The sequence below is a fragment of the Pleurocapsa sp. FMAR1 genome, assembly GCF_963665995.1.
Classification (GTDB): Bacteria; Cyanobacteriota; Cyanobacteriia; order Cyanobacteriales; family Xenococcaceae; genus Waterburya.
The window spans coordinates 3,523,485-3,550,100 of record NZ_OY762512.1 but is presented as its reverse complement, the minus strand read 5'-3'; the positions used below and the strand labels follow the sequence as shown (position 1 = coordinate 3,550,100).

Below are 26,616 nucleotides of genomic sequence, written 5' to 3'. Positions count from 1 at the left end.
AAACATAACGTATGTTAAGCCTTACGGGTATTAAACTTTTCTATCTGACTTTTTTAAGCCACAATACAGATAAGTAACTGTAATCTAAGTAACTTTTATTTCCGATGCTGAATCCGAAGGGGAGTACGTGCGGCTAATCCCTTTGTTCCCGTTGAGCCAACTATCTTACCTTTTAGGCGATCGCTCCTCATTTTTAACATCAAGTTTTTTTTAATCCTATAAAACTTTTCTGAGTAACATCCATGACAACGGTTTTGATTGTAGAAGATGACCCCATCAATTTGCGGGTTTTTTCCAAGATACTAACAAAAAAAGGCAATTTGCAGGTCAAAGGGACAGAAATTGTCGAAGAAGTCCTACAATTTGCTCAATCTGGCGATATTGATGCCATTTTGATGGATGTAGCTCTTGCTAATAGTATTTATCAGGGAAAACCAGTAGATGGAATTGAAATCACCCAAATGTTAAAGGCAGATCCCGCAACCTCAAATTTACCAGTGATCTTGGTGACTGCTCACGCTATGGAAGGCGATCGCGAAAATTTTCTCAATCAAAGTGGTGCAGATGGCTACATCTCTAAACCAGTAGTTGACCATGAAGCATTTATTCAACAGATCGTTTCTTTAATCAATAAGACATAATCGAAAAATTTGCAATTAGTTGCCTATTAATTGTTGATAGATGAAAGTATTTTAGTACACTAGTTCTAAAAAACCAAATTCAACTTTTAATTCCTTAATCCCTCATTTCTGTAAAATAATTCATTCCTAAAGAAGACATTCTCTAAATATCTGCTGCACATCTTTAGCTGTCTTGTCCCAACTAAATGACTTAGCACGTTCTAATCCTTTGTGGCTGAGATTGTGACGAAGATTAGGGTTAGTTAAAATATCATTCATTCCCTGAGTAATATTTTCTACATCATAGGGATCGACATACAGCACGCTATCTCCTCCAACCTCTGGGATAGAGGTGCTATCGCTTGCAATTACAGGACAACCACAAGCCATTGCTTCTAATACTGGCAAACCAAACCCTTCGTAAAGAGAGGCGAATACTAAGCATTGCGCCATCGAATACAAGCCAGGTAAATCAGCGGCGGGTACATAGTCTAAAAAGATAATTCTATCTTTGGCTGATAATAGTTCAGTTTGACGCTTAATTTCGGGATAAAAAAAGTCATCTTTTTGACCAGTAATGACAAATTGACAATCTTTGCAAGGTAAGCGATCAAAAGCCTCTAAGCAACGACCAAGGTTTTTGTAAAATCGCATATCTCCCACATAGAGAAAATATTTATCCAAGCTATATTTTTGGAGAATGTCTGGATTTGGTTTGGGAGAAAATAATTCTCGGTCAAACCCCAGATAAACCACCTCTATTGATTCTGGATTTAGCTGATAATTCTCAATTAGGTCTTTTTTTGTGTGTTGAGAAATACAAATAATTTTTTGCGATCGCTTAAGAATGAAAGGTACAACATAGCGATAATAATATTGCCATTTAGGACTCAATTCAGGGTATTTGAGGGGGATCAAATCATGAACGGTAACTATCTGAGGAACAACAGGAAACAGCATTCCCTCGATCACGGGAGAATAAAACAAGGCTGCATTTTGTTTAGTTAGCTGCTGGCGTAACTTAGTTTGATACCACCAAAGACGCTTGATATGTCCAGGAAAACCGCAGTCAGGAGATAAAGTATCTGCCACAGTAATAGACTTGTCTGGGTATTTAGTCTGAAATAAATCAGAGTGCGAATAAAGAGCATAATCAAACTCGTCAAAATTCATCAACTCAGAAATTAAATTATTGGTAAATACTCCCAAACCGCTAGCCTGTTTTTGAATATAAGTCCCGTTGATGGCGATTTTTGGCAGTGTAGACATTCAACTTCAACCTAATCTTAATAGCACCAGCATCTAGCAAAGCATATTTTTGATAATTAGTTTAGTGGTGCTAGAGATGTAATGTACCAAGCAGATTAATTATTTATTCGATTTAATGTCTTTCTCGTCGCACTTCCAAAGAAGGTATTTTTTTACCTAGATAAATTTGCTTTGAATTATTGTTCTTGACAATCCAGCCTAGAGATTTAAGACGACAAAGAAGATTAGATATTGTTACACCAAATTCATCGGCGATCGCATATAAATGTTTCCAGTTAGTCAAATCGCGTCCTTGTTTTGCCTCGATCAACTTATACTCAGGCATTAATAAACAACCCGCAAAGTACTCAGCTTGCCATTCTATGTTTTTAGCAGATTGTTGACTACGGCATAAGAAAGGTTGAACTTCTATTTCAAGACCCTTTTCTTGGCGATCAATATATTCTCCTACTGCTTGTTTATCTATATGCAATATCCAATGCCCAATTTCATGAGCAATAGTAGATTGTCCAAATCCACCTTCTAACGCTGAAATATCTTCATTGATATAAACAAGTTTTTTTACTGGAATAATCATGGCAGCAATTTTGCCCTGTCGGTCAGCAGGAATACTTTTTCTAACAATACATAAGTCCAAGTAATCGGCTATTCCTTCAGCTACAGAATCAGCGTTCAAACGGCGACGACGACTTTGTTCAACTTGTGAGCGAAGTTTGGCAGCTATAGTCTCTAGTTCAGCTTTGGAATGAAAACGAAAAGGTTTGATTACGTTCAATTGTCTTATTCTTCCTCTGTTTTGTCTCGATCTACTTCTGAGAAAACTTTCTTGGCAAATTCAGGGTTATCTCGCAAACGACGAAGCAATACGGGCATATTTTCTTTGTATTGTTTGAATAAGTCTTGAAAAATTTCCGTGTCTTCAGGATTAATTCTCCCTGCAAGATAAGTTAATTCTGTCTTGTCAAGATCTAAATGCTTGGCTAATGATTGAATGACCCCTGAACTTGGAGGATAATCTGCATGGTCGTTTTCCAGTTTAGAGAGATAGGTAAAATTAACGCCAATTAATTTTGCCAATTCTCTTTGACTGTATTCTTGGTCTTTACGAGCTTGTCGAATTAACTTGCCGAAAGTTTTGCTACTCACTATTTTTATTACGCTTCTTAAAAGAATAGTAGAAGATGTTGATTAATTTAGTCAACTAATGCTATCTTTTGATCGGTTATGTTGATTGTTTTAGTCAAACCAACAATTATTAAATAAATTAGTGTGAATAAATCACGATTAACTCAATCAAGCTATAGTTTTGACACATTTTGTCCAACGTTTAGCAAAGTAAAATTTATCTATGGGTAAGTATTGGAGATACAACGTTAGCTATACTAGCTGGTCACAAATTTCACCCCCAATAGGAAAGGAACACTGGCATTGCGATCGCAAGCGAGGCTACAGCAGAGCCAGAAAAAAAGAGCCTCTGATTAAAGAGTTAGTAAATGTAGACAATACTGCTCAAAAAATTGGTCATTTAGCGCAAAGAGGAGTTTACGAATTTCATCAAAATATTCAGTTACTCTCTGAACCTGATGGGGTACGGAAAGTTGCTGAGATGTTGAGATTATCTCAAGAATCAGACGAAGTTAGAGAAAGAGTTGAATCAATTTTAGACAACTACTATCAAAAACCAATTTTGCTCGATAGAAATGTTGCAGAACTCTCTAGAGGAGATGGATCTTATCCCAAACCAATACCAATTAAATACGGTAATTTGACTTTTGCTTTGTATGCAGCTTTTGACTGTGTTTTGCTAGAACCAGATAACACTATTCATATCTTGGATTTTAAAACTGGTAAAAGCGATTTCGATTTACGTCAAGCTTATGTGTATCTGCTAGCAGCCAAGCATCTTTATCCGAATCATAAAGCGATCGCCTCATTTTACAATTTGGAAAAACAAGTTGCTTCAGAGCCTCGCTCCGCTTCTCCTCAAGCTATTAAATCAATGTATATCGAACTATCTTCAGTAGCAAAGAAACTGCAACAGGACTTACAACGCTATAAACGTAATCCTGATTTATTTGATCGCATCTTTCCTGCTAACCCTGGCTTTTCCTGCAAATACTGTGCTTTCAATTCTGTGTGTGAATACGCTGCATTATAAGCAAATTTGAAGCCAACTAAATATCAACGAATTTTGAGGTTACTAATGTCTAATACTCATCTCAGTGAAATTTTTCCTCTGACTTATTCCTTATTAAATATAAAAAGTTTTCGCTTCAGTCCCAAAATTAGTCGAGAATTGGGGAATAGTATAGGCTGGCACTTTAGTAAACAATTTCCTGATGTTGTTGTTATTTGGGATAAAGGATCTTTCTGGGTATTGGGTCAATCTAATATAGAAATACCTTCAAGAGAAGACTGGAAAATAGCTTCAGAATACATCCAAGAAAAGCTCCAAGACAAATTGGGAGATCGTACTTACTTTATTCAGTGGGTAGAAGAACCTAAAGTTACGGCATCAGTTATTGCTCAATTAGCAATACGTATTTTGCAGATTAACTGTCGTTTCAGTTCGGAAGTGGTTTTTAATAGAGATAAAGTACAAGTCAAAAGAGAATGTAAATTCTGGTCTGAAACTATTGAAATAAACAATGAAATAACATCGGCAATTAGTTTAACTTCCAAAACCACTTTTTTATATAGAGAAACTTTAGAGCATTTTTTTAATAACCATCCTGAGCGCAACGAGCCAGAAAAACTGCTAACTGGCTTGTTAGTAAGAGATATAGATAGTGGCAGTAGTGCAACCATTATCGAGCTTAACGGAACAATAAAAGAACAGAGAGAGAAATTATTAAAACAGGCATCTGGTTCGGTTAGCAAAGAACAATTACAGATAGCACCAGATGATCAACCCGTCGTTAGCATCCAGTTTGGTAAAAATTCTCATCTTTATGATTATGCCTTGGCTGCTTTACGTCCATGTGTTACGTCTTACACTGCGAAGAGATTTAATATTGAATATGGCACTTTGTTAGGACACACAAAAATAAGATATCAAGAAAGACAAAAATTGCTATCTCAATATAAGCAAGAAGCAGATCAAATATTAGCTGGTTATGACTTGAAAATTGCCTCTCGGTGTATTAATAGCAAAACCTATTCCGATCTGTTTTGGACTCCTGAGACAAAATTAGAAGATACTCTGATGCTATTTGGTAACAATGTTAAATGTCCAAAAGGTAAAACATTAGGAGGACTATCTCAAGGAGGCGTTTATTCTCGACATAAAAACTTTGAGGATACAAATAGACCAATACGTTTGGCAATACTTAATTTTATGTCGTTACCAGACAAGCCTTTTTATGATGGATTGGAGCAACAGCTAAAACAATATAAATTCGGACTACATTTAACTCTTGAAAACATTAAATCGGCATCTTTAGAGGGACTATCTGAAGCAGAAGCGAGAGCTAAAGTACTAACTCTAATTGATGAAGTAGTTGTAGTACCACCCGATCTAGTTTTAGTGTTTTTACCAGAAAGCGATCGCGGAAAGGATGATAGTGATGGAGAAAGTATCTATGCTTGGGTTTATAGCCGTTTACTACGTCGCAAGATTGCCAGTCAGATAATCTACGAGAAGACGATGAGAGGGCAACTCAAACATATTTTTAATCAAGTTGTTCCTGGCATTCTAGCTAAACTGGGTAATCTACCGTTTGTCTTAGCAGAACCCTTGCCGATTGCTGATTATTTCATTGGCTTAGATATCTCCAGAAGACCTAAGAAAAATGGTCAGGGAAGTATAAATGCCTGTGCTTGTGTTCGTTTATATGGCAAGCAGGGAGAATTTATTAAGTATCAAATAGCTAGTGACTCGGCAACAGAAGGTGAAGAAATACCTGCCAAGATATTGCAAGACTTTTTATCGTCGGAAAAATTAAAAAACAAAACAATATTAATTTATCGAGATGGTGTGTTTCGGGGTAAGGAAGTAGAAACAATTACTGCATGGGGTAAAGCAATTGGCTCTCGCTTTATTCTAGTCGAGTGTGCTAAATCACAAATTCCACGCTTATATGACCTGTCTATTCAAGAGATACAGCGAAACAATAAAATTGAAAAAATTTCTCAACTACAAGCACCAACAAGATGTCTGGCATTGAAATTATCTTCTCGTGAGGCAATTCTAGTCACGACAGAAGTTAGTGAAAAAGTGGGTGTTCCTCGACCTCTACGTTTGAAAGTTATAGAAGGGGGACTATCTGCCGATATTGAAACCATAGTAGATATTACTCTAAAGCTCACCTTACTACATCACGGCTCATTGAAAGATCCTCGTTTACCTGTACCGTTGTTTGGCGCAGATCGCATTGCTTATCGGAATTTACAAGGTATTTATCCTGGCGAACTTGAAGGAGATATACAGTATTGGCTGTAGTTTTTTATGCTACTTCAATAAAATTACTACAGTAACAGTAATAGAGCCAGATTTTTGCGTGATTATCATAAAAAATTAAATATTTTAAAAACTCTGAGGTTGTTTATCATATGGAAGTTTATCTAATTCGTCATGGTATCGCTGCTGAACGAGGAACTTATACTGATGATGAAAAACGTCCCTTAGTTGAGCAAGGTCGTTATAAGACCAAGAAAGTAGCAGAACATCTGCTGTCAACTAAATTAAGGTTTGACCTAATTTTGGCTAGTCCTTTAGTACGAGCTTATCAAACCGCAGAAATTCTTCAACAGGTTGGTTTATCGAAAAAAATGGATACTTTTTCTCCTCTTAAACCTCATGGCGGAATTGAGCAGTGGTTAAGCTGGCTACAGCAATGGCAAGCCGAGCATCCTGAAGGAAAACTAGCTTTAGTGGGACATCAGCCAGATTTGGGTAACTGGGCAGAAATGCTGATTTGGGGTACTGTCAAAGGTCAGATAATAGTCAAAAAATCAGGTATTGTTGGCTTGAAGTTGCCTGGCATTGGGACACCAATTTCTCGCAGCACTCTATTTTTGCTTACTTCTCCTAAGTGGATGGTACCTTAAAAAAATATTGATAGCCTTTTAAAATTAGAAGTTTTTGGCTAATAGCTGCTAGCTTTAAAAATATGAGAATTTATGGAAATCGACAGCTAAAAACAGTTCCAGGACAAAGAACCCGTCCCACTTCAGCTAGGGTAAGAGAAGCTTTATTTAATATTTGGCGCGATCGCCTTACCGATAGTCGTTGGCTAGACTTGTGTGCTGGTAATGGTTCGATGGGGGCTGAAGCCCTCTGTCGCGGTGCTAGCAAAGTAGTAGCGATTGAACAGTACGGCAAAGCCTGTAACGTCATTGAGCAAAACTGGCAGCAACTAGCCTCCCCAGAACAGTCTTATAAAGTAATCAAAGGGGACATACTGGTTAAAATTAATAGCCTAGAAGGACAGCAGTTTGACTGGATATATTTCGATCCACCCTACGATCATAGTTATTTATATCTGCCAGTTTTAAAAGCGATCGCGACTCTTGAATTAGTTACCCTCGAAGGTGCGATCGCAGTTGAACACAACCCTAAATTCTGGCAAGCTAAAGAAGTATCAGGTTTAGAGATATATCGTACTAAATCTTATGGCAATACCACCTTAAGTTTTTATGCGGTTAAGCAATGAACATTTAACATTTAGCATTTATCAATTGATTTTAGGTTATCAAACCGTCCCTCGTTTTTGAATGGAGAAACTCAGCTAATGGCAAATAAATCTCTTCCAGGTAAACTGATTGTTAAATCTGGCAAGTTTGTCTGGACAACAATGTGGCAAATTATGATGTCTCAACTTGCTCCGGGCAATAAGTCTGGGGCTTATGTTCGCCCCGAAAGCCAGTTAAGAAATTTTATTAATACCAAGCCAGATAATATTTATCAGCCTGAAGCTAATCGTTATCGTCTGTATGTTGGCATGGGTTGCCCGTGGGCGCATCGTACTTTAGTTACTAGGGCTTTGAAAAGGCTAGAAGATGCGATCGCCGTGTCGATTGTTTATCCTTCACCTGATGCAGGAATTTGGGTTTTGTCCCAGCCAGAATTGGGCTGCAATACCGTACCTGAACTTTATCAGCGATCGCAATTAGGCTATCAAGGGCGTTCTACCGTGCCAATTTTATGGGATGACCAAACTAATACCATTGTTAATAATGAAAGTGCTGAAATTATTGCCATACTCAATTCAGAGTTTAATCAATATGCCGATCGTTCTGACTTGGAACTTTATCCAGAATCTCTAAAAACTACCATTGATAGCTGGAATGAGAAAATTTATCATACCGTTAATAATGGGGTTTATCGTTGTGGTTTTGCCCAAACTCAATCGGCTTATGAACAAGCAAGCCAAGAATTATTTGCCACCCTCGATCAGATAGATGCTGTTCTAAAAACTAACCGCTATCTTTGTGGCGATCGCCTAACTTTAGCAGACATACGCTTATTTACTACTTTGTTTCGTTTTGATATTGTTTATTATGGGCTGTTTAAATGCAATCTTCGTCGTATCCGCGACTACGACTATTTAGGAGCTTATCTACGAGATATTTATCAGTTGCCAGGAGTTGCCAAAACCTGCGATTTAGAAAGCGTCAAACGAGATTATTATGGTAATTTGTTTCCTTTAAATCCAGGCGGTATTATTCCCATTGGACCAGATATTAGTGATTTACAAGAGCCTCATCATCGGCAACGCTAAATTTGCTTATCTAGAGAAATGCTGAATGTAGATTTAGAATGAAGAGTATAACTGCAATTGTCATTTATCAAGCACAATACTCAACGATATTATTTATGAACACTCCCGAAATAGACACAAAAGACCGTAGCCTTGGAGCTTTGATCTATTTATTCCCGCTAGTTTATTCTTTGCCCTTTGGCATACTTCTATTATCTCAGTTTCCCTGGCTGTATCAGTTTTTTGCTCCTTTAGTGGCTATTTATGGCATTACCAATAGCCTACCTTTTGCCAGTTTGCTTATTTTCTTTGGTCTATGGTTTGCTGTAGTCAGAAATGAAAATGTGAGCAATTTTCTGCGCTTTAACGCTATGCAGGCTATTTTGCTCAATATTTTGCAGATTTTGTTTAGCTTAATTATGGGAGTTTTAATTCCTGCTTTTGGGGGGCAAAGTCTGATTAGCGAAACTTTAACTAACACTATTTTTATGGGTTCTGTTGTTGCCTGTTTCTTTTGTATTTTTCGTTCAATTCAAGGACAGTATGCCGAACTTCCTCTTCTTTCTGATGCTGCCTCTTCGCAAATTCGTTGATTAGTTGAAATTCTGCAATTGAGTAGTGATCGCAGTATATTGCGATCGCTTTTTGTTGGAAGATATATAGCAATACGCACCTACGCGATAGACACTCATACCAAATCCGATTGACAAAGCTAGTTATCAACTTCCTGACCTCTGACCTCTGACCTCTGACCTCTCAAATCAATAACTCACCTATACGAACAGGATTTAGTATCATTACCTGATGTCAAATCTTCCTGCCAAAACTTGGGTTGGAAATACCGCTTGTATTTACTAGATCATTTGACTGACCATAACGATACAATCTTTTGCCAAGTCTGGGATAATCAACTACATCACGGGTAAGCCTTTGACCTGTAACTATGCAACGTAGAACCTCTAAGCCTATATTTTTCATCGTGTGTGGCAAACCACCAGCAGGATAGCCAACAAAATCTCCTTCACTTATCTCATAGTCGATTTCGTTAATAGTTACAGTAGCTTTGCCAGAGAGAACATATACACATTCGTCTTCAAAATGATGTGCGTGATATTCTGTCGATTCATGTCCTGGCATCACTTCAATAATGTGAAAACCTAAATTGCTCAAGCCAGCAACGTCCCCAAGTGACTTATTAGTTCTTTTGGCATTCTGATTGAGATAATGAGTCTTCGGTAAACCTTCCATGCTCTCTATCTCATTTTTACGTATGATGTATCGCATAATTTCTCTTAAATACTATCGGTAATACTGCTAAAGTGAAAATTCTCTACTTTGCAGCCAGGAATTACGCTACCGCCACAGCGTTTTGCTTGACTTAATGCCACTACATTTTTCAGCATTTCGGGTAAGCATTGATTAAAGCGGAGGTTTTTTATAGGGTGAGATATTTTGCCGTTTTCGATTAAAAAAGTACCGTCTCTAGTCATACCCGTAACTTCTAGGGTGCGGGGGTTGACATAGCGCACATACCAAGCACGACTTACAAAGATGCCTCGTTCCGTACTGGCAATTAAGTCTGCAACAGTTTTATCTGAACCAGTCATCACCAGAGGATACATTGAGCCAGTTGGTTCTTTACCTTGTTCTCTTGCCCAGTAGCGACTATAGGCTAGAGTTTGGGGGATACCATCTTTAACAATATCCAAATTTTCGTTACTTAAACCGCCGCCAAAAAACCTGCCTCCCTGCAAGAGAGGATGGGCTGCATTGCGCTGAACTTGGATAATAGGATTAAATAGCTGTTCGCCAACTTTATTACCGATAGGCTTACCCGAATCGTCACTGAGAGACATAAAAGATCGCCCTTCATCTGCTGCACGAGCATCCAAGTTCCAAATTACCCAAGGAAGAAGACTCGCAAATGCGGAAGGCTCAAAAATAACTGTGTAGTCTCCTGGTTCAACAGCTTGAGAATTACGCGAGGCGATCGCTCTTTCGATAACTTTTTCGGTCAATTCAACAATTGGTAACTGTTCAATACTCCACGCGGTACAGCGATTCCAGCTAGAACCATTATCAATACGGGCGGTAAAGCTAAAGTCGGCTTCGGTAGTGCGATCGCAACCCCGCAAACCAGCAGAATTACCAATGGCATTTAAAGATACTTGGAAACTAAGCGTTCCCGATCCGTTAACCCCTGCATCTTTACTCAGAGAACATACCTGCTGAATAATTTCGCCTTTTCTCAAAGGCGATAAAGTGGCTGTAGCCCGATCGAATGCGGGAGTGCGATCGCTATAAGTTTGCTTTGGTAATAATTCAACCCATTCAGGATCTTCAGGAGCAATACTAGCTAAGTCTTCTGATCGTTTTACCGTTAGGGCGATCGCATCTTGGTCTAATTCTGTAGTCGAAGCCGAAGCACTACGTTTACCAAAATAGCTGGTTACGGTGAGGCTAAAGGTATTCTTGCGGACGTTTTGACTAATTTGATTTTCGGAGAAGCGACTTAGGGCGGTTTCACTTGCACTAAGACTAACAAAAATACCGTCGGCTTGAGATTGGGCGATCGCAAAGTCAATCAAAGCTAGAGCTTCTTTTTGTGTAACAAATGTATTAATAGTGGTTAAAGTCATATTTAACTAACAATTAGTAGGTAAAAGGCTAGAAGCTTTTGCCGTAAAAGCCTAAACTATGTAAAGTTACATAGTAGCAATCTGGGAATGATAGTATTAATTTTTGGTTATTTAGGATAAATATTGTTATGGCTGAAACTTTAATGTTTAACGCTTTGAAAGAGGCGACAGACGAAGAAATGGCGAGAGATAAGACTGTCTTCGTCTTAGGTGAAGATGTTGGACATTACGGTGGTTCATATAAAGTCACCAAAGATCTATACAAAAAGTACGGCGATCTTCGTTTACTAGATACTCCTATTGCTGAAAATAGCTTTTGTGGAATGGCTATCGGTGCTGCCATGACTGGCTTACGCCCCATAATTGAAGGGATGAACATGGGCTTTTTGCTTTTGGCATTTAACCAGATTGCCAATAATGCAGGAATGCTCAGATACACTTCTGGCGGTAACTTCAAAATTCCGATGGTAATTCGGGGGCCTGGTGGTGTAGGCAGACAGTTAGGTGCAGAACACTCCCAAAGACTAGAAGCTTATTTCCATGCTGTCCCTGGCTTGAAAATTGTTGCTTGCTCTACAGCATATAATGCTAAAGGTTTGCTAAAAGCAGCTATCCGAGACGACAACCCTGTACTATTTTTTGAACACGTCTTACTCTACAACTTGAAAGACGATCTGCCTGATGATGAGTATATTTTACCGTTAGATAAAGCAGAAATGGTACGTAAAGGAAAGGATGTAACTATTCTTACCTATTCGAGAATGCGTCACCACTGTACTCAAGCACTCAAAGAGATTGAAAAACAGGGTTATGACCCCGAAATTATCGATCTAATTTCTCTCAAGCCTTTTGACATGGAAACTATCAGCAAGTCTGTACGTAAAACTCATAAAGTAATCATTGTCGAAGAATGTATGAAAACTGGTGGTATTGGTGCTGAGTTAGTAGCACTAATCAGCGAGCAGCTATTTGATGAATTAGATGCACCCATATTGCGTTTATCTTCTCAGGACATTCCTACTCCTTATAATGGCAAATTGGAAAGTTTAACTATAGTGCAACCCGCGCAAATTGCCGAAGCGGTGCAAAAAATGATGGAAGATCGGATTTAATCATTTTGTTATCAATTTGTTTTAGAGGCGTTGATGTTTAACACAGCGTCTTTTTTTATGTTTATTTATTAAAATTTATGAGGTAAAAACTAATCAAAATAGTATTAATAACTATTAGTAGTTTAGGCAATTATAACTATTTAAGTATCGAGAATATAATATCTATAAAAACTGAGTTTATATGAACCAAAGAGAAAAAATAATTGCAATTTTAGTTAGTATCGCCATTGTTATGGCAATTACTGTAATATTCCCATATATTATGTCTACAAGAATATACGACAAAGCCAATACATAGCAGAACAAAATCAATACATACTTGAGGTCGATTATCCTAATATTGGTATCGGGTTTTCATTTGAAGAATACAAATGTGATGGAAATACTCAATTGGAACAAGAGCTAAATTCTTATATAAAACAAAGCGATTCTTGGGGATATTTTTGCATAACTATTATTGTGATTGTAGCTTATTTAATTCCAATTACAATACTTATATATTGTATGTATCAATTAGTAAAATGGATTTCAAAACTAAAGAATAGATTTTAAGAAAAGACGTTTGTATGATACATATAGCAATCTTAAATAAATCATAAAATTTTTGTTCCCTATTGCCTATTTCCTATTCCCTATTCCCGATACCAAGATTAACTGTTCACAAATGAAATAGGATTGCTATAACGTCTTTTTGTGTTGCCAGCTTTAAAAAATAACAGATTAACCATAATCTGCATACTCATAGCTGTACAATTAACAGTTGTATTCTGCTAAACAGACTGTGATTGAACGCTATACCCTGCCCGAAATGGGCGAAATTTGGACTGATAACTATAAACTCAAGACATGGCTACAGGTAGAAATAGCAGTCTGCGAGGCACAAGCAGAACTAGGTTATACTCCTCAAGCAGCCGTTGATGAAATCAAAGCCAAAGCTAACTTCGATCCGCAACGCGTATTAGAAATTGAGGCTGAAGTTCGCCATGACGTTATTGCTTTTCTGACTAACGTTAATGAATATGTAGGTGATGCAGGAAGATATATTCATTTAGGATTGACCAGTTCTGATGTTTTGGATACTGGACTTGCTCTCCAGATGGTTATTAGTCTGAACCTGATTTTAGAAAAATTGGAAGAATTGACCCAGGCAATTCGCTATCAAGCACAGCAACACCGCTACACGGTAATGGTAGGAAGATCTCACGGAATTCACGCTGAACCAATTACCTTTGGCTTTAAGCTGGCTGGATGGCTAGCTGAAGTATTTCGTAATCGCGATCGCCTGGTAAGATTGCGTAAAGAAATTGCCGTCGGTAAGATTTCTGGAGCGGTAGGTACTTATGCCAATGTCGATCCCAAAATAGAAGCGATCGCCTGCCAAAAGTTAGGCTTAGAACCAGATTGCGCCTCAACTCAAGTAATCTCTCGCGATCGTCATGCCGACTATGTTCAGCAGTTGGCTCTTTTAACAGCATCTATTGAACGCTTTGCCGTAGAAATTCGTAACCTTCAGCGTACAGATGTTTTAGAGGTAGAAGAATTTTTCTCCAAAAAGCAAAAAGGTTCTTCGGCTATGCCTCACAAACGCAACCCCATTCGTTCGGAAAGATTGACAGGAATGGCGCGTATTGTCCGTGGTAACGCCGTAGCAGCCTTGGAAAACGTTGCTCTATGGCATGAACGAGATATCTCTCACAGTTCCGTAGAACGAGTTATCTTACCCGATAGCTGTATCCTGACTCACTTTATGCTCAAGGAAATCACAGGCTTAATTAAAAACCTGCTGGTATATCCTGAAAACATGAAGCGCAATATGAATGTCTATGGTGGTGTAATCTTTAGCCAACGAGTAATGCTAACTCTGGTAGAGAAAGGCATGAACCGAGAAGCAGCCTATGGTCTGGTGCAAGGATGCGCTCATGAGGCTTGGAACAAAATTGATGGCGATTTTCGTAAACTAATTTCTCAAGACGAAACAGTAACTAAAACTCTATCTACTGAGGAAATTGATGCCTGTTTCGATCCGAATCACCACTTGAAAAACCTAGATGAAATTTATCAACGTTTAGGAATTTAATTTTTCCTCGGTTTTGTAGTTGGGTTAGGGGTCAAACGCCTATAGATAGATTAACCCAACTACATTGAGCTAGTACGCTAAACATAGCGATCGCTTAAAAAGTGACAGTACAAACACCCCAATAACAAGAGCAGCTTTTCTAAAAATGGGTCGCCTGGGATTCGAACCCAGAGCAAATCGGTTAAAAGCCGAGTACTCTACCATTGAGCTAGCGACCCGTGCAGAAATAAACGTCACTTATTTCCACGAATTTCAATCATAGCATGAGTTTATCAAATTTGAGCAATCAAAGCTTTTTTTTTCGCTGACATTGCTTTTTGTAAGCTTGGAGATAGCCAAGAATAGTACTGAGGATACACTGGCAGTCTAGGTTTGAGATTCCAACCAGCAGGCTGTAGAATTTCTGATAAAGATTGATAAGTAGGATGAGGATAGTCTGGATTAACTTCATCTTTGGGACTAATTCCTCCTAAGTCTGTTGCTCCTGCTGCTAGACACTCCAGTAAAAAAGCAGGATCTGGTACTAAATTAGGTGGGATCTGAATAGAAATACTTTCTGGGAGAATTTTCCTGGCTTGAGCAATAATCTCTGGTAAATGAGTTAACTCAAAACTGGGAATATCTGACTGCTGCTGACTACCTATGCTGTGAGGCTGCAATATTACTTCTTGAATGTGTCCCCATTTATTTTGTAATATGGCGATCGCTTTTAATGATTCTTCAATATCTAACTTTGTTTCGCCAATACCTAAAAGCAATCCTGTTGTAAAAGGGATTTTGAGCTTTCCTGCCCATTCTAACTGCTGTAAACGTAATTCTGGCTCTTTGCTGGGTGCATACTGATGCACAGTTTGCATAAATTTAGGATTTAACTGTTCTAGCATTAAACCCATAGAAACATTAACCAGTCTCAACTGTTTCATTTCTTGCCAGCTTAAAATACCAGCGTTTGTATGAGGCAAAAAACCCATAGCTAAAGCCAACTCACATATTTTATAGATTTTGGCAAACCAAGTGGCTCTGTTTTGTGATAGTAAAGGGACTTCTCCGCTGACAACAAGTATCTCTATTACCAAATGTTTCTCTAAGCTTCGTAGCTGTTTGGCAATATTTTCTAAAGAGAAAAAATCTTCTGTCCCCAGGTCAACTCGAAAATTACAGTAACTACATCTATTAAAACACTCGTATGTGGGAACTACCGTGTATGCGGGACTATAAGTTATTTCAGACTTCATATTATAAAAGATAAAGATAGCTTATTCTTTATATAAGATAATATTTTATTAAAATAGTTTACAAAACTCAAAAGTATCCTATACTGATTAGTGTCGGTTCAAAAAAACCTTCAAAAATAAATACAGCAATCATAAAACAAATGACAACCACTCTACAACAAACCCAAACCCAGAATAGCTGGGAAAGGTTCTGTCAGTGGATCACCAGCACCAACAACCGCATTTATGTCGGTTGGTTCGGCGTCCTGATGATTCCTACACTCCTAGCAGCAACAACCTGTTTCCTAATCGCCTTCGTCGCAGCACCACCAGTAGACATCGATGGTATCAGAGAGCCTGTAGCAGGTTCATTGCTATACGGAAACAACATAATTTCTGGTGCAGTAGTACCTAGTTCTAACGCCATTGGACTTCACTTCTACCCAATTTGGGAAGCAGCCTCACTTGACGAGTGGCTGTATAACGGTGGACCATACCAACTGATTGTCTTTCACTTCCTAATCGGCGTATTCTCATACCTCGGTCGTCAGTGGGAACTATCATTCCGTTTAGGAATGCGTCCTTGGATATGTGTAGCCTACTCAGCACCAGTATCAGCAGCCACAGCAGTATTTCTAATCTATCCACTAGGACAAGGAAGCTTCAGTGATGGAATGCCTCTTGGTATCTCTGGAACATTCAACTTCATGTTGGTCTTCCAAGCAGAACACAATATTCTGATGCACCCCTTCCATATGTTAGGAGTAGCAGGAGTATTCGGTGGAGCATTATTCTCTGCCATGCACGGTTCACTAGTAACATCGTCCTTAGTACGTGAAACAACCGAAACCGAATCACAAAACTACGGATACAAATTCGGACAAGAAGAAGAAACATACAACATCGTCGCAGCCCACGGCTACTTCGGTCGTCTAATCTTCCAATATGCGTCCTTTAACAACTCCAGAGCTTTGCACTTCTTCTTAGGAGCATGGCCAGTGATTGGAATCTGGTTAACAGCAATGGGAATATCCACCATGGCGTTCAACCTAAATGGATTCAACTTCAACCAGTCGGTAATGGATTCACAAGGACGTGTAGTCAACACTTGGGCAGACATCTTAAACCGAGCCAACCTAGGTTTTGAAGTAATGCACGAACGTAACGCTCACAACTTCCCGCTTGATCTTGCTAGTGGCGATATTGCTCCTGTAGCATTAACTGCTCCTGCTATCAACGGTTAAACATTAAATAAGCCCTGATTTAGGGTTTGAAAAAAGCGTCTCTGTTATTTACAAGAGACGCTTTTTAATTAAGATATCACTCCAATCTCGATCCCAAACCAATACTAAACTAAGAGAATAATCATTATGTTTTTAATCTGTCTATTGCTAGTAAGTTTAATAGCGGTTGCTAGCGTTCAAACTCAATCTATTCCTGTGCCAGTAAGAATTAACGAGGTAAGAACTGGAAGAAACTAGAGCTAATGTTGATAATTGATAGAAGGAAACACCTGTCGTTATTACTGTATGCTAGTTGCATAAAATAGGTGTTCACAAATTTTCAATTGCTACAATTTAATATTTATACTGCACTTTTAGATAATATATCTGCTTTAAGACAAACTATTTATAGTTTAAGCAAAGTTGGATAAAGAACATTAATCAACAAATTAAATGTTTATAATTTCAGTAGTGGCAACTTCCGTTTCCGAAGTTGCCACTTTGCTTATGATTAAAGGTCAGCAGAACAAATTTCACGAGTGCTGCGTAAAGAATTAGGCGATCGCCAAAAACATTGCCTCAGAAGAGGGGTAGTGTAGTCAAAGTGTTGATCAACTATAGATAGATATGTAAAAGTAGTTGCTCCCTAAAATATTAATTGAGGATGTTGGTTGAATGACGGTTTAGATGGCGGTGACTTGTCCTAGTTGTAAATACTACGGATGTGCTAAGAAATGGAAAAACAGGTCAAGGAAAGCAACGCGCTTCGTTGCCAAAATTAATAATGTCTTCGTGGCACTTTCATAGCTGATTGTACGAATCATGGCTATAAACCTGAAGTAAAACCAAAGATTATGGAAATGGCAGTTAATGGCAGTGGAATTAGAAATACTGCCAGAGTCCTTTCAATTACTACTCATACAGTGATCAAAGAGCTTAAAAAAGCGGTGCGCGTACATGCGGGCACCAAGAAAAAGAGCCAAAACTAGAAAAAGTTAATCTTAAATGGTTGAAGCAGGCAAAAGCACAAAAATAGACAGTAATAATCCAAAAAGTAGAAGTGGATGAAATAGAAAGCTATGTCGGCGAGAAAATTTACCAAAGATGGCCTTGGCATGGGATTGAGCACCAAACAGGAACAAACGCACGCTTTTGTGTTGGCAAGAATACAAGCTCGAATGTTTCTCAAGTTGAAAAAGCTACTTCAACCATTTGGAATCAGCAAATTTTACACCGACAAATTAAAGACATACAAGCGTCATCTTGATCGAGAAGAAAGCATCTGACTTTGAGGACTAGAATTACTCATATTACAGAGAAAAACAATCTGCTTTTCTAAGATTACTCAGATGCACGATTTAGTGATTGGTTTGTATATTAATAAGTATGAGTTGGGCAAAAATATTTGATTAATTCAACATCTTTGCAACACCACAGCCTTATTTTGTTGAATACTGTATACAGGTACTCTAAATTAAAGAGCGATCAATGATTAGCTTAAATGTTAAATGATAAAATGTTGAATGATAAATGTCATATCCCAGAGATTTGATTGGTTATGGTGCAAATCCACCCCATCCAAAATGGCCAGGAGATGCCAGGATAGCTTTGCAAATAGTTCTCAACTATGAAGAAGGTTCAGAATATTCAATTCCTGACGGGGATGATACTTCAGAAATATATCTTCGAGAAGTTCCTGGTTCGAGCATGGGCAAGGGAATGCGAGACTTACAGGTGGAGTCTGTCTATGAGTATGGCAGTCGGGCAGGATTTTGGCGATTAATGCGCTTGTTTAAAGCTAAAGATATTCAGGTAACTATTTTTGGCGCGGCTTTGGCATTAGAAAGAAATCCCACAGCAGCAAAGGCAATTGTCGAGGCGGGATATGATATTTGCTGTCATGGTTGGCGGTGGATTGGCTATCATTTATTAGATGAAGTCGAAGAAAGAGAACATATAAAAAAAGCAGTAGCTTCTCTTAAAAAACTTACAGGCGATCGCCCTGTAGGATGGTACTGTCGTTATGCACCTAGTTTAAATACTCGCCGTTTAATAGTTGAAGAAGGTGGATTTTTATATGACTCTGATGCTTATAATGACGATTTACCTTACTGGGTACAAGTAGCAGATAAACCTCATTTAGTAATTCCCTACACCTTAGACAACAACGACATGAAGTACTGCGTTGCCCCTGGTTTTAATAGTGGTAATGATTTCTATACCTATCTCAAAGATGCCTTTGATGTTTTATACACTGAAGGCGAAACCGCACCTAAAATGATGTCAGTTGGGCTTCATGCTAGGCTAGCAGGAAAACCAGGACGTATCGCAGCCCTAGCTCGGTTTATTGATTACGTTCAAAGCCATGAGCGAGTTTGGATTTGCCGTCGTTTGGATCTGGCTCAACATTGGCTCAAACATCACCCTCCACTTTAAGTAAGTAGGAACAATTAAAGTTAACTATGATGCAAGCAAGTCAGAGCTAAGAGGGCAGGAAGTTGATAACTATGTTAATCGGATTTAGTATAACTTGCTATATACGAAGAAGTATCATTTAACAATTCTTTAGGACTCTTGACTCACTACTTGCTACTTAAGCGAAATGACACTAGTTAAACACTACTTGTTTAGTACAGATTAATAGCAATAGTTCGGACAATTTTGAGAAACTAAGAAAAAAGCTATCCATTCAATTAAGGTAAAAGCGTTGAAATATTACCGTGCAATCGATAGCGTTAAAATAATTATACAAACCTTATTAGGTTCAGAGGGCAATTTAGCACAGCCTCAAAAGAAATTTCTCGCTTTGCTTGTTTTCTACTCTAGTTATGAGTTAAGACACCCCCAAATAACTTATCTTCAGAAAAAACTGAACAACCCGAAATAACCAGAATCGACCATTATTTAGCACAACTCGAAGTAACAATTCCCTATTTGCCATCATCTATTGTTAATTTAGATATCAGCGTTCCAATTGCAGTTATCCCTAGCATTAAAATGACTACAGCTTTAGCAAATCCTGGAAACGTATCAGAGTTGATATTTGTACAACTTCTAAAATATTTAGTTCCTGGATCACAATTGATATATTGCCTTTTGAACAAAGCTGGAATTTTGTTGCCGACATGAACTAAGAAATTATCTGCATATAGATCACCTTCTGGATTATCTAAAATAACTTGATAAACATCAACAGGTTTAATAACTTGCTCTACTGATTGTATGGCTATTAAAGAGTGATTTTGAGAAAATAATTTATTACCGAGTTTTAATTGTTGTAGTCCAATAATTTTAGGATTAGTGTCAGTTGCAATATACAGTAAATTCCCGCAGGTAATTTTAGTTTTATTGTCGATTAAGTAATAACTTAGAGAAGATTTTTGCTTAATTTGCTCAACTATATTTTCTTCATTTTGATGTGTTTTAAAATTGTAGCCAATAACGCGATCGCCTAGCTGTAAGTCTTCAATTACAACATTCCCATCAGGTGTTGCAATCATAGTACCTGCACCAAAGCTGCCAGTAATACTTTTGGCATTAGCAGGATCGACAATTAAGCAACTGGAAAACAAAAAGACAAGTAAGCTAATTACTACAGACTTAATTAACCCGTTTAAAAAGCTCATTTGTAGGTATAGTCATTCTAAATAGGAAACATATGGAATAATAGGATTGAGTTGAAAAATCAATCCTATTAGATGACTTATAGTGTAGATTTACGAAAACGAGTAGTTGACTTTGTAGCGACGGGAGGCTCAAAGGCAGAAGCATCAAGAAGATATGAGGTAAGTTTGTGGTGTGTGAATGATTGGTGTCAAAGAAAGAATTTAACTCCAACACCACAACTAGGAAGAAAGCGAAAACTAGATTGGAAAGCACTTATCCAACATATTCAAGAAAATCCAGACGCTCTTTTGAGAGAGCGGGCGCAACATTTTGGAGTCCATACGAGTGCGATTGGATCTGCTCAAAAACAAATGAAATTGACTCGTAAAAAAAACTCTGAAATATAGTGAACGTAAGCATGGTCAACGAATCGCTTTTCTGAGAAATTTGCGTGAGATTGTTGTTTTAGATGGTTCAAATAACTTAGTTTACTTGGATGAATCGGGCTTTGAAGAATATGTTTATCGCCCATATGGATGGTCAAAACGAGGACAAAAAACCTATGGCGAGCGCAATGGCAAAAGAGGAACGAGAACAAGCTTAATAGCAGGAAAAAGAGGCAAAGAATTATTAGCACCAGTTCTTTTTAAAGGAAGTACTAACGCTTTATGGTTTAATCAGTGGCTTGAAGAGCATCTCATTCCCGAATTGAATCCGAACTCTACTCTTATTCTTGATAATGCAGCATTTCATCGGCAAAATGATGTATTTCGTATTGCCGAACAAGCGGGTCATAAAGTTTTGTTTTTACCGCCCTATTCAGCCGATTTTAATCGTATCGAACAAGACTTTGCCATCCTCAAAAAAAGACGTATTTATTCCGCTCCTGGTACTTCTTTGGATGACATCCTTAAATCATACGCAAATTATTTAGAATGACTATATAAGTATTTTTAGCTGACATTTTAATCAATATTATACAAAAAAAAAGAAGCCCAATTTAAAAAAAAGACTTCTTATCAAAGTTTAGATAATATTTTAATTTAGAATATTAATTTAAAAATTTGTTTCATTTCCTATAGTTTCAAGCATGGCGATTATTCCCACAAAGCTAAATAATGATGCAAAGGCTAACATAAACATAATTTATTTTTCCTATTAAAACTTGATTGTTATACTTTTAATAGTAATCCTTTGTTTTATAAAAAACTTCAGAAAAAATACTTAAATAATTATTGAAAGGATAATTTTTTCCACAGCCTCTTTTTACTCAATTAGCCCCATTTAAAAATAGCAGCACCCCAGGTTAAACCCGCACCAAAGCCAGAAGCAGCAATGGTATGTCCTGGCTGAACTCGACCATCTCTAACCGCAGCATCTAATGCAAGAGGAATAGAAGCAGCAGAAGTATTACCATATTCAGCTATATTACTTAAAATCTTTTCTGTAGGGATTTTGAGCCTTTTTGCTACTGCATCCATAATGCGCTGATTTGCCTGATGCAACAACAGCCAATCAATATCATCTGCCGTTAAGTTAGCTTGAAACATAGCTTTGCTAATTGCTTCGGGGACTTTTGCCACAGCAAAGCGATAAACTTCTTTACCATTCATGGTTATTGGCTTATATGAACCGTATTGGGCAGTTATATTCTCTACCAGTGGTTTAGATTGACTATAGTAATTTAAATTTAGAGAATCATTTTGACTGCCGTTACTATACATTCCAAAGCTTAATAGGCGATCGTCTTGACTAGTTCCTTGACATACCATTGCCCCCGCACCATCGCCAAACAAGACACAGCTAGAGCGGTCTGACCAATCTACCCAACGAGATAATATATCTGCGCCGATAATCAGAACATTTTTGTACACTCCAGCGCGAATAAACCCAGAAGCTGTAATCAAAGCAAAAATAAATCCAGAACAAGCAGCACCCAGATCGAAAGCAACCGCGTTAGTTGCCCCAATCAACCCCTGAATTTTACAGGCACTACCAAACAGATCATCAGGAGTGGAGGTAGCCAGAATAATCAAATCAATATCGGTGGCGGTAATTCCTGCCATAGCGATCGCATTTTGAGCAGCCACAGCAGATAGCTGACTAAGAGATTCGGTAGCTGAGGCGATATGACGATTGCTCATACCCGTTCTGGTATTAATCCATTCGTCAGAGGTGGCAACCATCTGCGCCAAATGATCGTTAGTCAAAACTGCCTCTGGTGCAGCCGAACCACATCCAGTAATCGCTATCCCTGCACCCATATTGTTCAATGTCCCACTCCGTTATTTATTAGGGCTTATTGATTGATTTATACATTTATTTAGCAGAAGCTGCTTCTGTATAATTTGTCTCTTCTTCAATTCTTTGGTTATTGTAAGCTTTTATCTTGGCTAATACATCATTATCTATTGCCTCTTTTGCCAAGCGAATCGCACTAAACATTGACCCTCGACGAGAGCTACCGTGACTGATAATGCAGATTCCCGCTACGCCAAACAGTAACCCTCCACCATGTTCGGCGCGATCTATTCGACGTTTAATATTTTTTAGATTGGGCTTGAGTAAAGCTGTTCCCATCTTACCGTGCAATCCTTGGGGTAATTCTTCCTTCATAATTTGCAGCATCACTTCGCCTATTGCTTCAGCAAACTTGAGAACAATATTGCCCACAAAACCATCGCAAACGATAATATCAAAATTTCCAGACAAAACATCTCTGCCTTCGGCATTTCCCACGAAAAGAATCTGGGAATTATTCGACAGCAACTTATAGGTAGAGAGTGCCAACTCATTGCCCTTAGAAGACTCTTCGCCAATATTGAGCAATCCTACTTTCGGCTCTTCCTTGCCCAAAACATATCTACTGTAGATTGTACCCATCAAGGCAAACTGGTCTAGATATTTAGCTTTGCTGTCTACGTTTGCCCCCACGTCTAAAACGATGACCGATTGACCAGGAATAATAGTAGGTAATACTGCACCAATAGCAGGACGTTCGATACCTTGTAGGCGACCTAATTTTAGATGAGCCGATGCCATTGCTGCCCCTGAATGACCAGCAGAAACCACAGCATCAGCTTTTTTTTGCTTAACTAATTTCATTGCCACATTGATCGATGCTTTGGGCTTACGGCGAATCGCTTTTAGGGGTTCTTCCTTCATAGCAATCACATCTTCTGCGTGAACAACTTCAACTTGGGCTATTCCCTTGCCGTTATACTTTTTCAGTAACGGGCTTATTTGTTGTTCATCTCCCACTAGTAAGACATCTAAACCTAGCTCTGCTGAAGCTTGAACTGCCCCCGCCACAATTTCTTCAGGGGCGAAATCTCCCCCCATAGCGTCTACTGCGATTCTTGCGCGCTTTAATACCATTTAGCCAATTTTATAGAAGCCTCACAAATTTTAACAGTCTGAGGTTAGATCTTTTTAATATCTACGAGAAATAACTAAAGAACTTAACCAACAATTATAAAAAATGTTGACGTTGTGTTTATGCCATTTTAACTTTACAACTGTAAAAGTTCTTATTTTTGATGGGAGAAGGAATGATTTTGATTTTTGGTAATTGGTCATAGTTGTACAGCGAAGCCATTAGTCAACAAGGTTGGTTGCTCATTTTTTATCTATTGATAATCACATTTATGCTAGATTTAATTACTTCAAGTATGATTGCTGCTTGGCTAAATATCTTTGGGCAACCTAAGCAAAACTTGCAGCCTTTGCAAGAGTTTCCTTGGCAAAATTCAGTTATTTTTAGTCTGCCTACTATTACTCAAGATCCATTGACTCAAAGCATTGTTAAAACTTATCTCCAAAATTTAACTACCCAAGGAATTAAACCTGAACAACAGGGAGTATGGGTGCAATCAGACTGGACAACATTAGCTAGTAATCAGGGAAAAATGCCACTTCCTGCGGCTTCGTTGACCAAAATTGCCACTACTCTTACTGCACTGCATAAATGGGGCGCAAAACATCAGTTTATGACTAATATCTATGGTAGAGGTGGAGTTGAAAACGGTATTCTCACTGGAGATTTAATTGTTGAAGGAAGTGGCGATCCTTTGTTTGTTTGGGAAGAAGCGATCGCTTTGGGCAACACCTTAAATCAACTAGGTATTCGTCAGGTACAAGGCAATATCTTAGTGGTAAACAAGTTCTATATGAATTTTGAAAACAAGCCAGAAATGGCAGGAGAATTATTAAAACAAGCACTAAATCAAAAGTTATGGCAAGGGGAAGCTACTGAGCAATATCTGCAAATGCCACCAGGAACAAAACAGCCAGAAATTGCGATCGCAGGTAAGGTTAAGGCAATTAAAAAAGTGCCATCAGATGCTGAGTTACTAATTACTCACCAGTCTTTGCCTCTAGCAGAGATTCTCAGACAAATGAACATCTACAGTAATAATCAGATGGCACAGATATTAGCCGATTTAGCTGGTGGGGCGAATAAAGTTGCTCAAGCTGCCGCCGATATAGCTAGCTTTCCAAGCACAGAAATTTACTTAGTTAATGGTTCAGGGTTAGGGGAAGAAAATCGTATTTCGCCCCGCGCCATCTGCAAGATGTTAATGACTATTGATAGATTACTTGAGAAATATTCTTTTAGTGCCACAGACTTATTTCCCACCGCAGGTAGAGATATTGTCGGCACGGTGAAGAATCGAGGTTTACCCACTGGCACAACTATCAAAACGGGGACACTAGATAATGTGAGTGCCTTAGCTGGTGTTATTCCTACCGAAGGACTTGCTGGGCGATCGCAACGCGGTAAAGTTTATTTCACTATCATTAACTATGGTCATCAGATAGAATATTTTCGCCAACAGCAGGACAAGTTGTTAAACGAGCTAGTTCAGACGCGGGAATTAATACCCAATAGTCTTAGTTTGGCTCAAGAAAACCACTGGTATCTAGGCGATCCACAGCGGAATCAGACTCAATTAAATAGCTCTAAGCTCTAAGCTATTCAATTGTCAGATGAGAAAAAGCAATACTTTCGACTTTTGACTTCAAACTAAGTCTCTTATTACTTTCGAGAAATGCTATATAGCACTACGTACTTATATTAGGACATCTGCTACTTGTTACTTACGAGCAGTTCATTTTTCTGCCCCAACCAGTTAACGTACTGCGATAACTTCTGACTTCTAACCGTATCTTGCTTAAATAAAAACCCCTACAAGTTTGACTTTTAGCTTAATTTTTAAGTATTCTCCGTCTTGATTTCTCTTTCAGTCAAAGAGATCACTGACAAATTTAATAAGTGACGTTAATTTTTGAGATCGATTTGGGAATAATAGCAGTGTAAACCCTGAAATATTTTTTTTAAGCCGATGAACGTAGTCAGAGTTTTTACTATCGCTAACAATGGTTTTCAAGAAGTCATGCGCGATCGCATTCTCTATTTTATTGGTTTCTTTACTTTACTATTGCTCCTGGCTCAAAGAATAATTCCAGAGATTGCTGCGGGGACTCATGAGAAAATTCTTTTAGACTTTGGTATTGGTGCGATCGCCATTTTAAGCGTGATTGTGGCAATTTTTGTCGGTACGGCTTTAATTAACAAGGAAATAGAAAAGCGTACTTTGTTAATGTTAATACCCAAGCCAATTAGTCGCGCTGAACTTATATTAGGCAAGCATTTAGGGCTGACCGCGGTACTCGCTGTGATGATTACAATTATGATGGGTATTTATTTAGCCATGCTCAGTTTTTCAGATATTAGCTACCCTACAGGTGCATTGCTTACAGCAGGGGCTTATCTGCTTTTAGAATTAGCTTTAATGGTGGCTGTAGCCATCTTGTTTGGCGTATTCACTAGTTCAATCTTGGCTACCCTGCTCAGTTTTGGTGTCTATTTAATGGGACACTTTAGCGAAAAACTAGTAGAGCTAGGTAAACTTAGCAAAAATGCCAGCATCGAAAGTTTAACTACCAGTCTGTATCTAGTGTTACCTAATCTTTCACTGCTAGATTTAAAAAATGAAGCAGTCTATGGTTTGCTCCCCAGTTCTACCGATCTTTTAAGTCATGCTTTATATGGTTTGCTCTATACAGCCTTACTATTGACTATTTCGATGATGATTTTTGCTCAAAAAGAATTTTAACGACTTTTGCTTTAATTCAATTTTTGTTCATGGGTA

At 38.2% G+C, this 26,616-nt stretch carries 22 protein-coding genes, 1 tRNA gene and 2 pseudogenes; 15 read left to right on the top strand and 10 right to left on the bottom strand.

Annotation, left to right across the window (positions count from 1 at the left end; all coding sequences use genetic code 11):
• Positions 1-242: 242 nt before the first annotated feature.
• Positions 243-641 (top strand): response regulator, encoded by a 399-nt coding sequence (locus SLP02_RS17240; RefSeq protein ID WP_319421977.1) that lies wholly within the window; start codon positions 243-245, stop codon positions 639-641.
• Between the two features lie 126 nt (positions 642-767).
• On the opposite strand, the gene SLP02_RS17235 is transcribed toward SLP02_RS17240, so the two are convergent.
• From SLP02_RS17235 to SLP02_RS17225, 3 genes are all read right to left on the bottom strand, one after another.
• Complete coding sequence (locus tag SLP02_RS17235) at positions 768-1,889, bottom strand: glycosyltransferase family 4 protein (RefSeq protein WP_319421976.1); 1,122 nt, start codon at positions 1,887-1,889, stop codon at positions 768-770.
• Positions 1,890-2,001: 112 nt separating this feature from the next.
• A complete protein-coding gene (locus tag SLP02_RS17230) occupies positions 2,002-2,664 on the bottom strand; it encodes an ImmA/IrrE family metallo-endopeptidase (protein WP_319421975.1) in 663 nt (220 codons plus the stop codon).
• A 5-nt stretch (positions 2,665-2,669) separates the two neighbouring features.
• Complete coding sequence (locus SLP02_RS17225) at positions 2,670-3,035, bottom strand: helix-turn-helix domain-containing protein (RefSeq protein ID WP_319421974.1); 366 nt, start codon at positions 3,033-3,035, stop codon at positions 2,670-2,672.
• Positions 3,036-3,237: 202 nt separating this feature from the next.
• Here SLP02_RS17225 and SLP02_RS17220 point away from each other — a divergent pair, with 202 nt between their 5' ends.
• The 6 genes from SLP02_RS17220 to SLP02_RS17195 all read left to right on the top strand — a co-directional run bounded on the left by SLP02_RS17220 (position 3,238) and on the right by SLP02_RS17195 (position 9,183).
• Positions 3,238-4,047 carry a PD-(D/E)XK nuclease family protein gene (locus SLP02_RS17220; protein WP_319421973.1) on the top strand — a complete coding sequence of 270 codons (810 nt, stop codon included), beginning with the start codon at positions 3,238-3,240 and terminating at the stop codon, positions 4,045-4,047.
• Between the two features lie 45 nt (positions 4,048-4,092).
• Complete coding sequence (locus tag SLP02_RS17215; protein ID WP_319421972.1) at positions 4,093-6,330, top strand: Piwi domain-containing protein; 2,238 nt, start codon at positions 4,093-4,095, stop codon at positions 6,328-6,330.
• Between the two features lie 110 nt (positions 6,331-6,440).
• A complete protein-coding gene (gene sixA, locus SLP02_RS17210; protein WP_319421971.1) occupies positions 6,441-6,938 on the top strand; it encodes a phosphohistidine phosphatase SixA in 498 nt (165 codons plus the stop codon).
• A 62-nt stretch (positions 6,939-7,000) separates the two neighbouring features.
• Complete coding sequence (rsmD, locus tag SLP02_RS17205; protein WP_319421970.1) at positions 7,001-7,543, top strand: 16S rRNA (guanine(966)-N(2))-methyltransferase RsmD; 543 nt, start codon at positions 7,001-7,003, stop codon at positions 7,541-7,543.
• 78 nt (positions 7,544-7,621) lie between these two features.
• A complete protein-coding gene (locus SLP02_RS17200; protein ID WP_319421969.1) occupies positions 7,622-8,611 on the top strand; it encodes a glutathione S-transferase family protein in 990 nt (329 codons plus the stop codon).
• A gap of 38 nt (positions 8,612-8,649) precedes the next feature.
• Entirely contained in the window at positions 8,650-9,183 is a 534-nt protein-coding gene (locus SLP02_RS17195; RefSeq protein WP_319421968.1) for a Tic20 family protein, read from the top strand.
• Positions 9,184-9,397: 214 nt separating this feature from the next.
• Here SLP02_RS17195 and SLP02_RS17190 read toward each other — a convergent pair whose 3' ends face one another.
• Both SLP02_RS17190 and SLP02_RS17185 read right to left on the bottom strand, forming a co-directional pair.
• Complete coding sequence (locus SLP02_RS17190) at positions 9,398-9,874, bottom strand: cupin domain-containing protein (RefSeq protein WP_319421967.1); 477 nt, start codon at positions 9,872-9,874, stop codon at positions 9,398-9,400.
• Between the two features lie 8 nt (positions 9,875-9,882).
• Positions 9,883-11,229 (bottom strand): TldD/PmbA family protein, encoded by a 1,347-nt coding sequence (locus SLP02_RS17185; protein ID WP_319421966.1) that lies wholly within the window; start codon positions 11,227-11,229, stop codon positions 9,883-9,885.
• 128 nt (positions 11,230-11,357) lie between these two features.
• On the opposite strand from SLP02_RS17185, the gene SLP02_RS17180 reads away from it, so the two are divergent.
• Both SLP02_RS17180 and purB read left to right on the top strand, forming a co-directional pair.
• Entirely contained in the window at positions 11,358-12,341 is a 984-nt protein-coding gene (locus tag SLP02_RS17180; protein ID WP_319421965.1) for an alpha-ketoacid dehydrogenase subunit beta, read from the top strand.
• Between the two features lie 781 nt (positions 12,342-13,122).
• Positions 13,123-14,418: an adenylosuccinate lyase gene (gene purB, locus SLP02_RS17175; RefSeq protein ID WP_319421964.1), complete on the top strand. Its 1,296-nt coding sequence runs from the start codon at positions 13,123-13,125 to the stop codon at positions 14,416-14,418.
• A 146-nt stretch (positions 14,419-14,564) separates the two neighbouring features.
• Here purB and SLP02_RS17170 read toward each other — a convergent pair.
• Together SLP02_RS17170 and cofG are read right to left on the bottom strand one after the other, a co-directional pair.
• Positions 14,565-14,636, bottom strand: a tRNA-Lys gene (locus SLP02_RS17170).
• A gap of 54 nt (positions 14,637-14,690) precedes the next feature.
• On the bottom strand, positions 14,691-15,653 hold the full coding sequence (cofG, locus tag SLP02_RS17165; RefSeq protein ID WP_319421963.1) for a 7,8-didemethyl-8-hydroxy-5-deazariboflavin synthase subunit CofG: 963 nt from the start codon (positions 15,651-15,653) through the stop codon (positions 14,691-14,693).
• A gap of 140 nt (positions 15,654-15,793) precedes the next feature.
• Between cofG and psbA the strand changes: the two genes are divergently transcribed.
• From psbA to puuE, 3 genes and pseudogenes are all read left to right on the top strand, one after another.
• Complete coding sequence (gene psbA, locus SLP02_RS17160) at positions 15,794-16,876, top strand: photosystem II q(b) protein (RefSeq protein WP_319420297.1); 1,083 nt, start codon at positions 15,794-15,796, stop codon at positions 16,874-16,876.
• Positions 16,877-17,542: 666 nt separating this feature from the next.
• Positions 17,543-18,264, top strand: a pseudogene (locus SLP02_RS26765) (IS1 family transposase).
• Positions 18,265-18,385: 121 nt separating this feature from the next.
• Positions 18,386-19,291: an allantoinase PuuE gene (gene puuE, locus SLP02_RS17155; RefSeq protein ID WP_319421962.1), complete on the top strand. Its 906-nt coding sequence runs from the start codon at positions 18,386-18,388 to the stop codon at positions 19,289-19,291.
• A 494-nt stretch (positions 19,292-19,785) separates the two neighbouring features.
• Here puuE and SLP02_RS17150 read toward each other — a convergent pair whose 3' ends face one another.
• Positions 19,786-20,355, bottom strand: coding sequence for a hypothetical protein (locus SLP02_RS17150; protein WP_319421961.1), 570 nt, complete (start codon positions 20,353-20,355; stop codon positions 19,786-19,788).
• A gap of 198 nt (positions 20,356-20,553) precedes the next feature.
• Here SLP02_RS17150 and SLP02_RS26760 point away from each other — a divergent pair.
• Positions 20,554-21,400 (top strand): annotated as a pseudogene (locus SLP02_RS26760) (IS630 family transposase).
• A 335-nt stretch (positions 21,401-21,735) separates the two neighbouring features.
• On the opposite strand, the gene SLP02_RS17135 reads toward SLP02_RS26760, so the two are convergent.
• Both SLP02_RS17135 and plsX read right to left on the bottom strand, forming a co-directional pair.
• Positions 21,736-22,734 (bottom strand): beta-ketoacyl-ACP synthase III, encoded by a 999-nt coding sequence (locus SLP02_RS17135; protein ID WP_413467225.1) that lies wholly within the window; start codon positions 22,732-22,734, stop codon positions 21,736-21,738.
• A 46-nt stretch (positions 22,735-22,780) separates the two neighbouring features.
• Positions 22,781-23,839 carry a phosphate acyltransferase PlsX gene (gene plsX / locus SLP02_RS17130; protein ID WP_319421960.1) on the bottom strand — a complete coding sequence of 353 codons (1,059 nt, stop codon included), beginning with the start codon at positions 23,837-23,839 and terminating at the stop codon, positions 22,781-22,783.
• 269 nt (positions 23,840-24,108) lie between these two features.
• On the opposite strand from plsX, the gene SLP02_RS17125 reads away from it, so the two are divergent.
• Positions 24,109-25,434, top strand: a complete 1,326-nt coding sequence (locus SLP02_RS17125; RefSeq protein ID WP_319421959.1) for a D-alanyl-D-alanine carboxypeptidase — start codon at positions 24,109-24,111, stop codon at positions 25,432-25,434.
• A 372-nt stretch (positions 25,435-25,806) separates the two neighbouring features.
• Positions 25,807-26,580 carry an ABC transporter permease gene (locus SLP02_RS17120; RefSeq protein ID WP_319421958.1) on the top strand — a complete coding sequence of 258 codons (774 nt, stop codon included), beginning with the start codon at positions 25,807-25,809 and terminating at the stop codon, positions 26,578-26,580.
• Positions 26,581-26,616 lie beyond the last annotated feature (36 nt).

Coding starts and splice junctions, on each gene's coding strand:
- cofG (WP_319421963.1), bottom strand. CDS start 15,653: ATGAAGTCTGAAATAACTTATAGTCCCGCATACACGGTAGTTCCCACA.
- SLP02_RS17215 (WP_319421972.1), top strand. CDS start 4,093: ATGTCTAATACTCATCTCAGTGAAATTTTTCCTCTGACTTATTCCTTA.
- plsX (WP_319421960.1), bottom strand. CDS start 23,839: ATGGTATTAAAGCGCGCAAGAATCGCAGTAGACGCTATGGGGGGAGAT.
- SLP02_RS17190 (WP_319421967.1), bottom strand. CDS start 9,874: ATGCGATACATCATACGTAAAAATGAGATAGAGAGCATGGAAGGTTTA.
- SLP02_RS17180 (WP_319421965.1), top strand. CDS start 11,358: ATGGCTGAAACTTTAATGTTTAACGCTTTGAAAGAGGCGACAGACGAA.
- SLP02_RS17125 (WP_319421959.1), top strand. CDS start 24,109: ATGCTAGATTTAATTACTTCAAGTATGATTGCTGCTTGGCTAAATATC.
- psbA (WP_319420297.1), top strand. CDS start 15,794: ATGACAACCACTCTACAACAAACCCAAACCCAGAATAGCTGGGAAAGG.
- SLP02_RS17120 (WP_319421958.1), top strand. CDS start 25,807: ATGAACGTAGTCAGAGTTTTTACTATCGCTAACAATGGTTTTCAAGAA.
- sixA (WP_319421971.1), top strand. CDS start 6,441: ATGGAAGTTTATCTAATTCGTCATGGTATCGCTGCTGAACGAGGAACT.
- SLP02_RS17150 (WP_319421961.1), bottom strand. CDS start 20,355: ATGATTGCAACACCTGATGGGAATGTTGTAATTGAAGACTTACAGCTA.
- SLP02_RS17195 (WP_319421968.1), top strand. CDS start 8,650: ATGAAGAGTATAACTGCAATTGTCATTTATCAAGCACAATACTCAACG.
- SLP02_RS17185 (WP_319421966.1), bottom strand. CDS start 11,229: ATGACTTTAACCACTATTAATACATTTGTTACACAAAAAGAAGCTCTA.
- SLP02_RS17200 (WP_319421969.1), top strand. CDS start 7,622: ATGGCAAATAAATCTCTTCCAGGTAAACTGATTGTTAAATCTGGCAAG.
- puuE (WP_319421962.1), top strand. CDS start 18,386: ATGTCATATCCCAGAGATTTGATTGGTTATGGTGCAAATCCACCCCAT.
- SLP02_RS17235 (WP_319421976.1), bottom strand. CDS start 1,889: ATGTCTACACTGCCAAAAATCGCCATCAACGGGACTTATATTCAAAAA.
- rsmD (WP_319421970.1), top strand. CDS start 7,001: ATGAGAATTTATGGAAATCGACAGCTAAAAACAGTTCCAGGACAAAGA.
- SLP02_RS17240 (WP_319421977.1), top strand. CDS start 243: ATGACAACGGTTTTGATTGTAGAAGATGACCCCATCAATTTGCGGGTT.
- SLP02_RS17220 (WP_319421973.1), top strand. CDS start 3,238: ATGGGTAAGTATTGGAGATACAACGTTAGCTATACTAGCTGGTCACAA.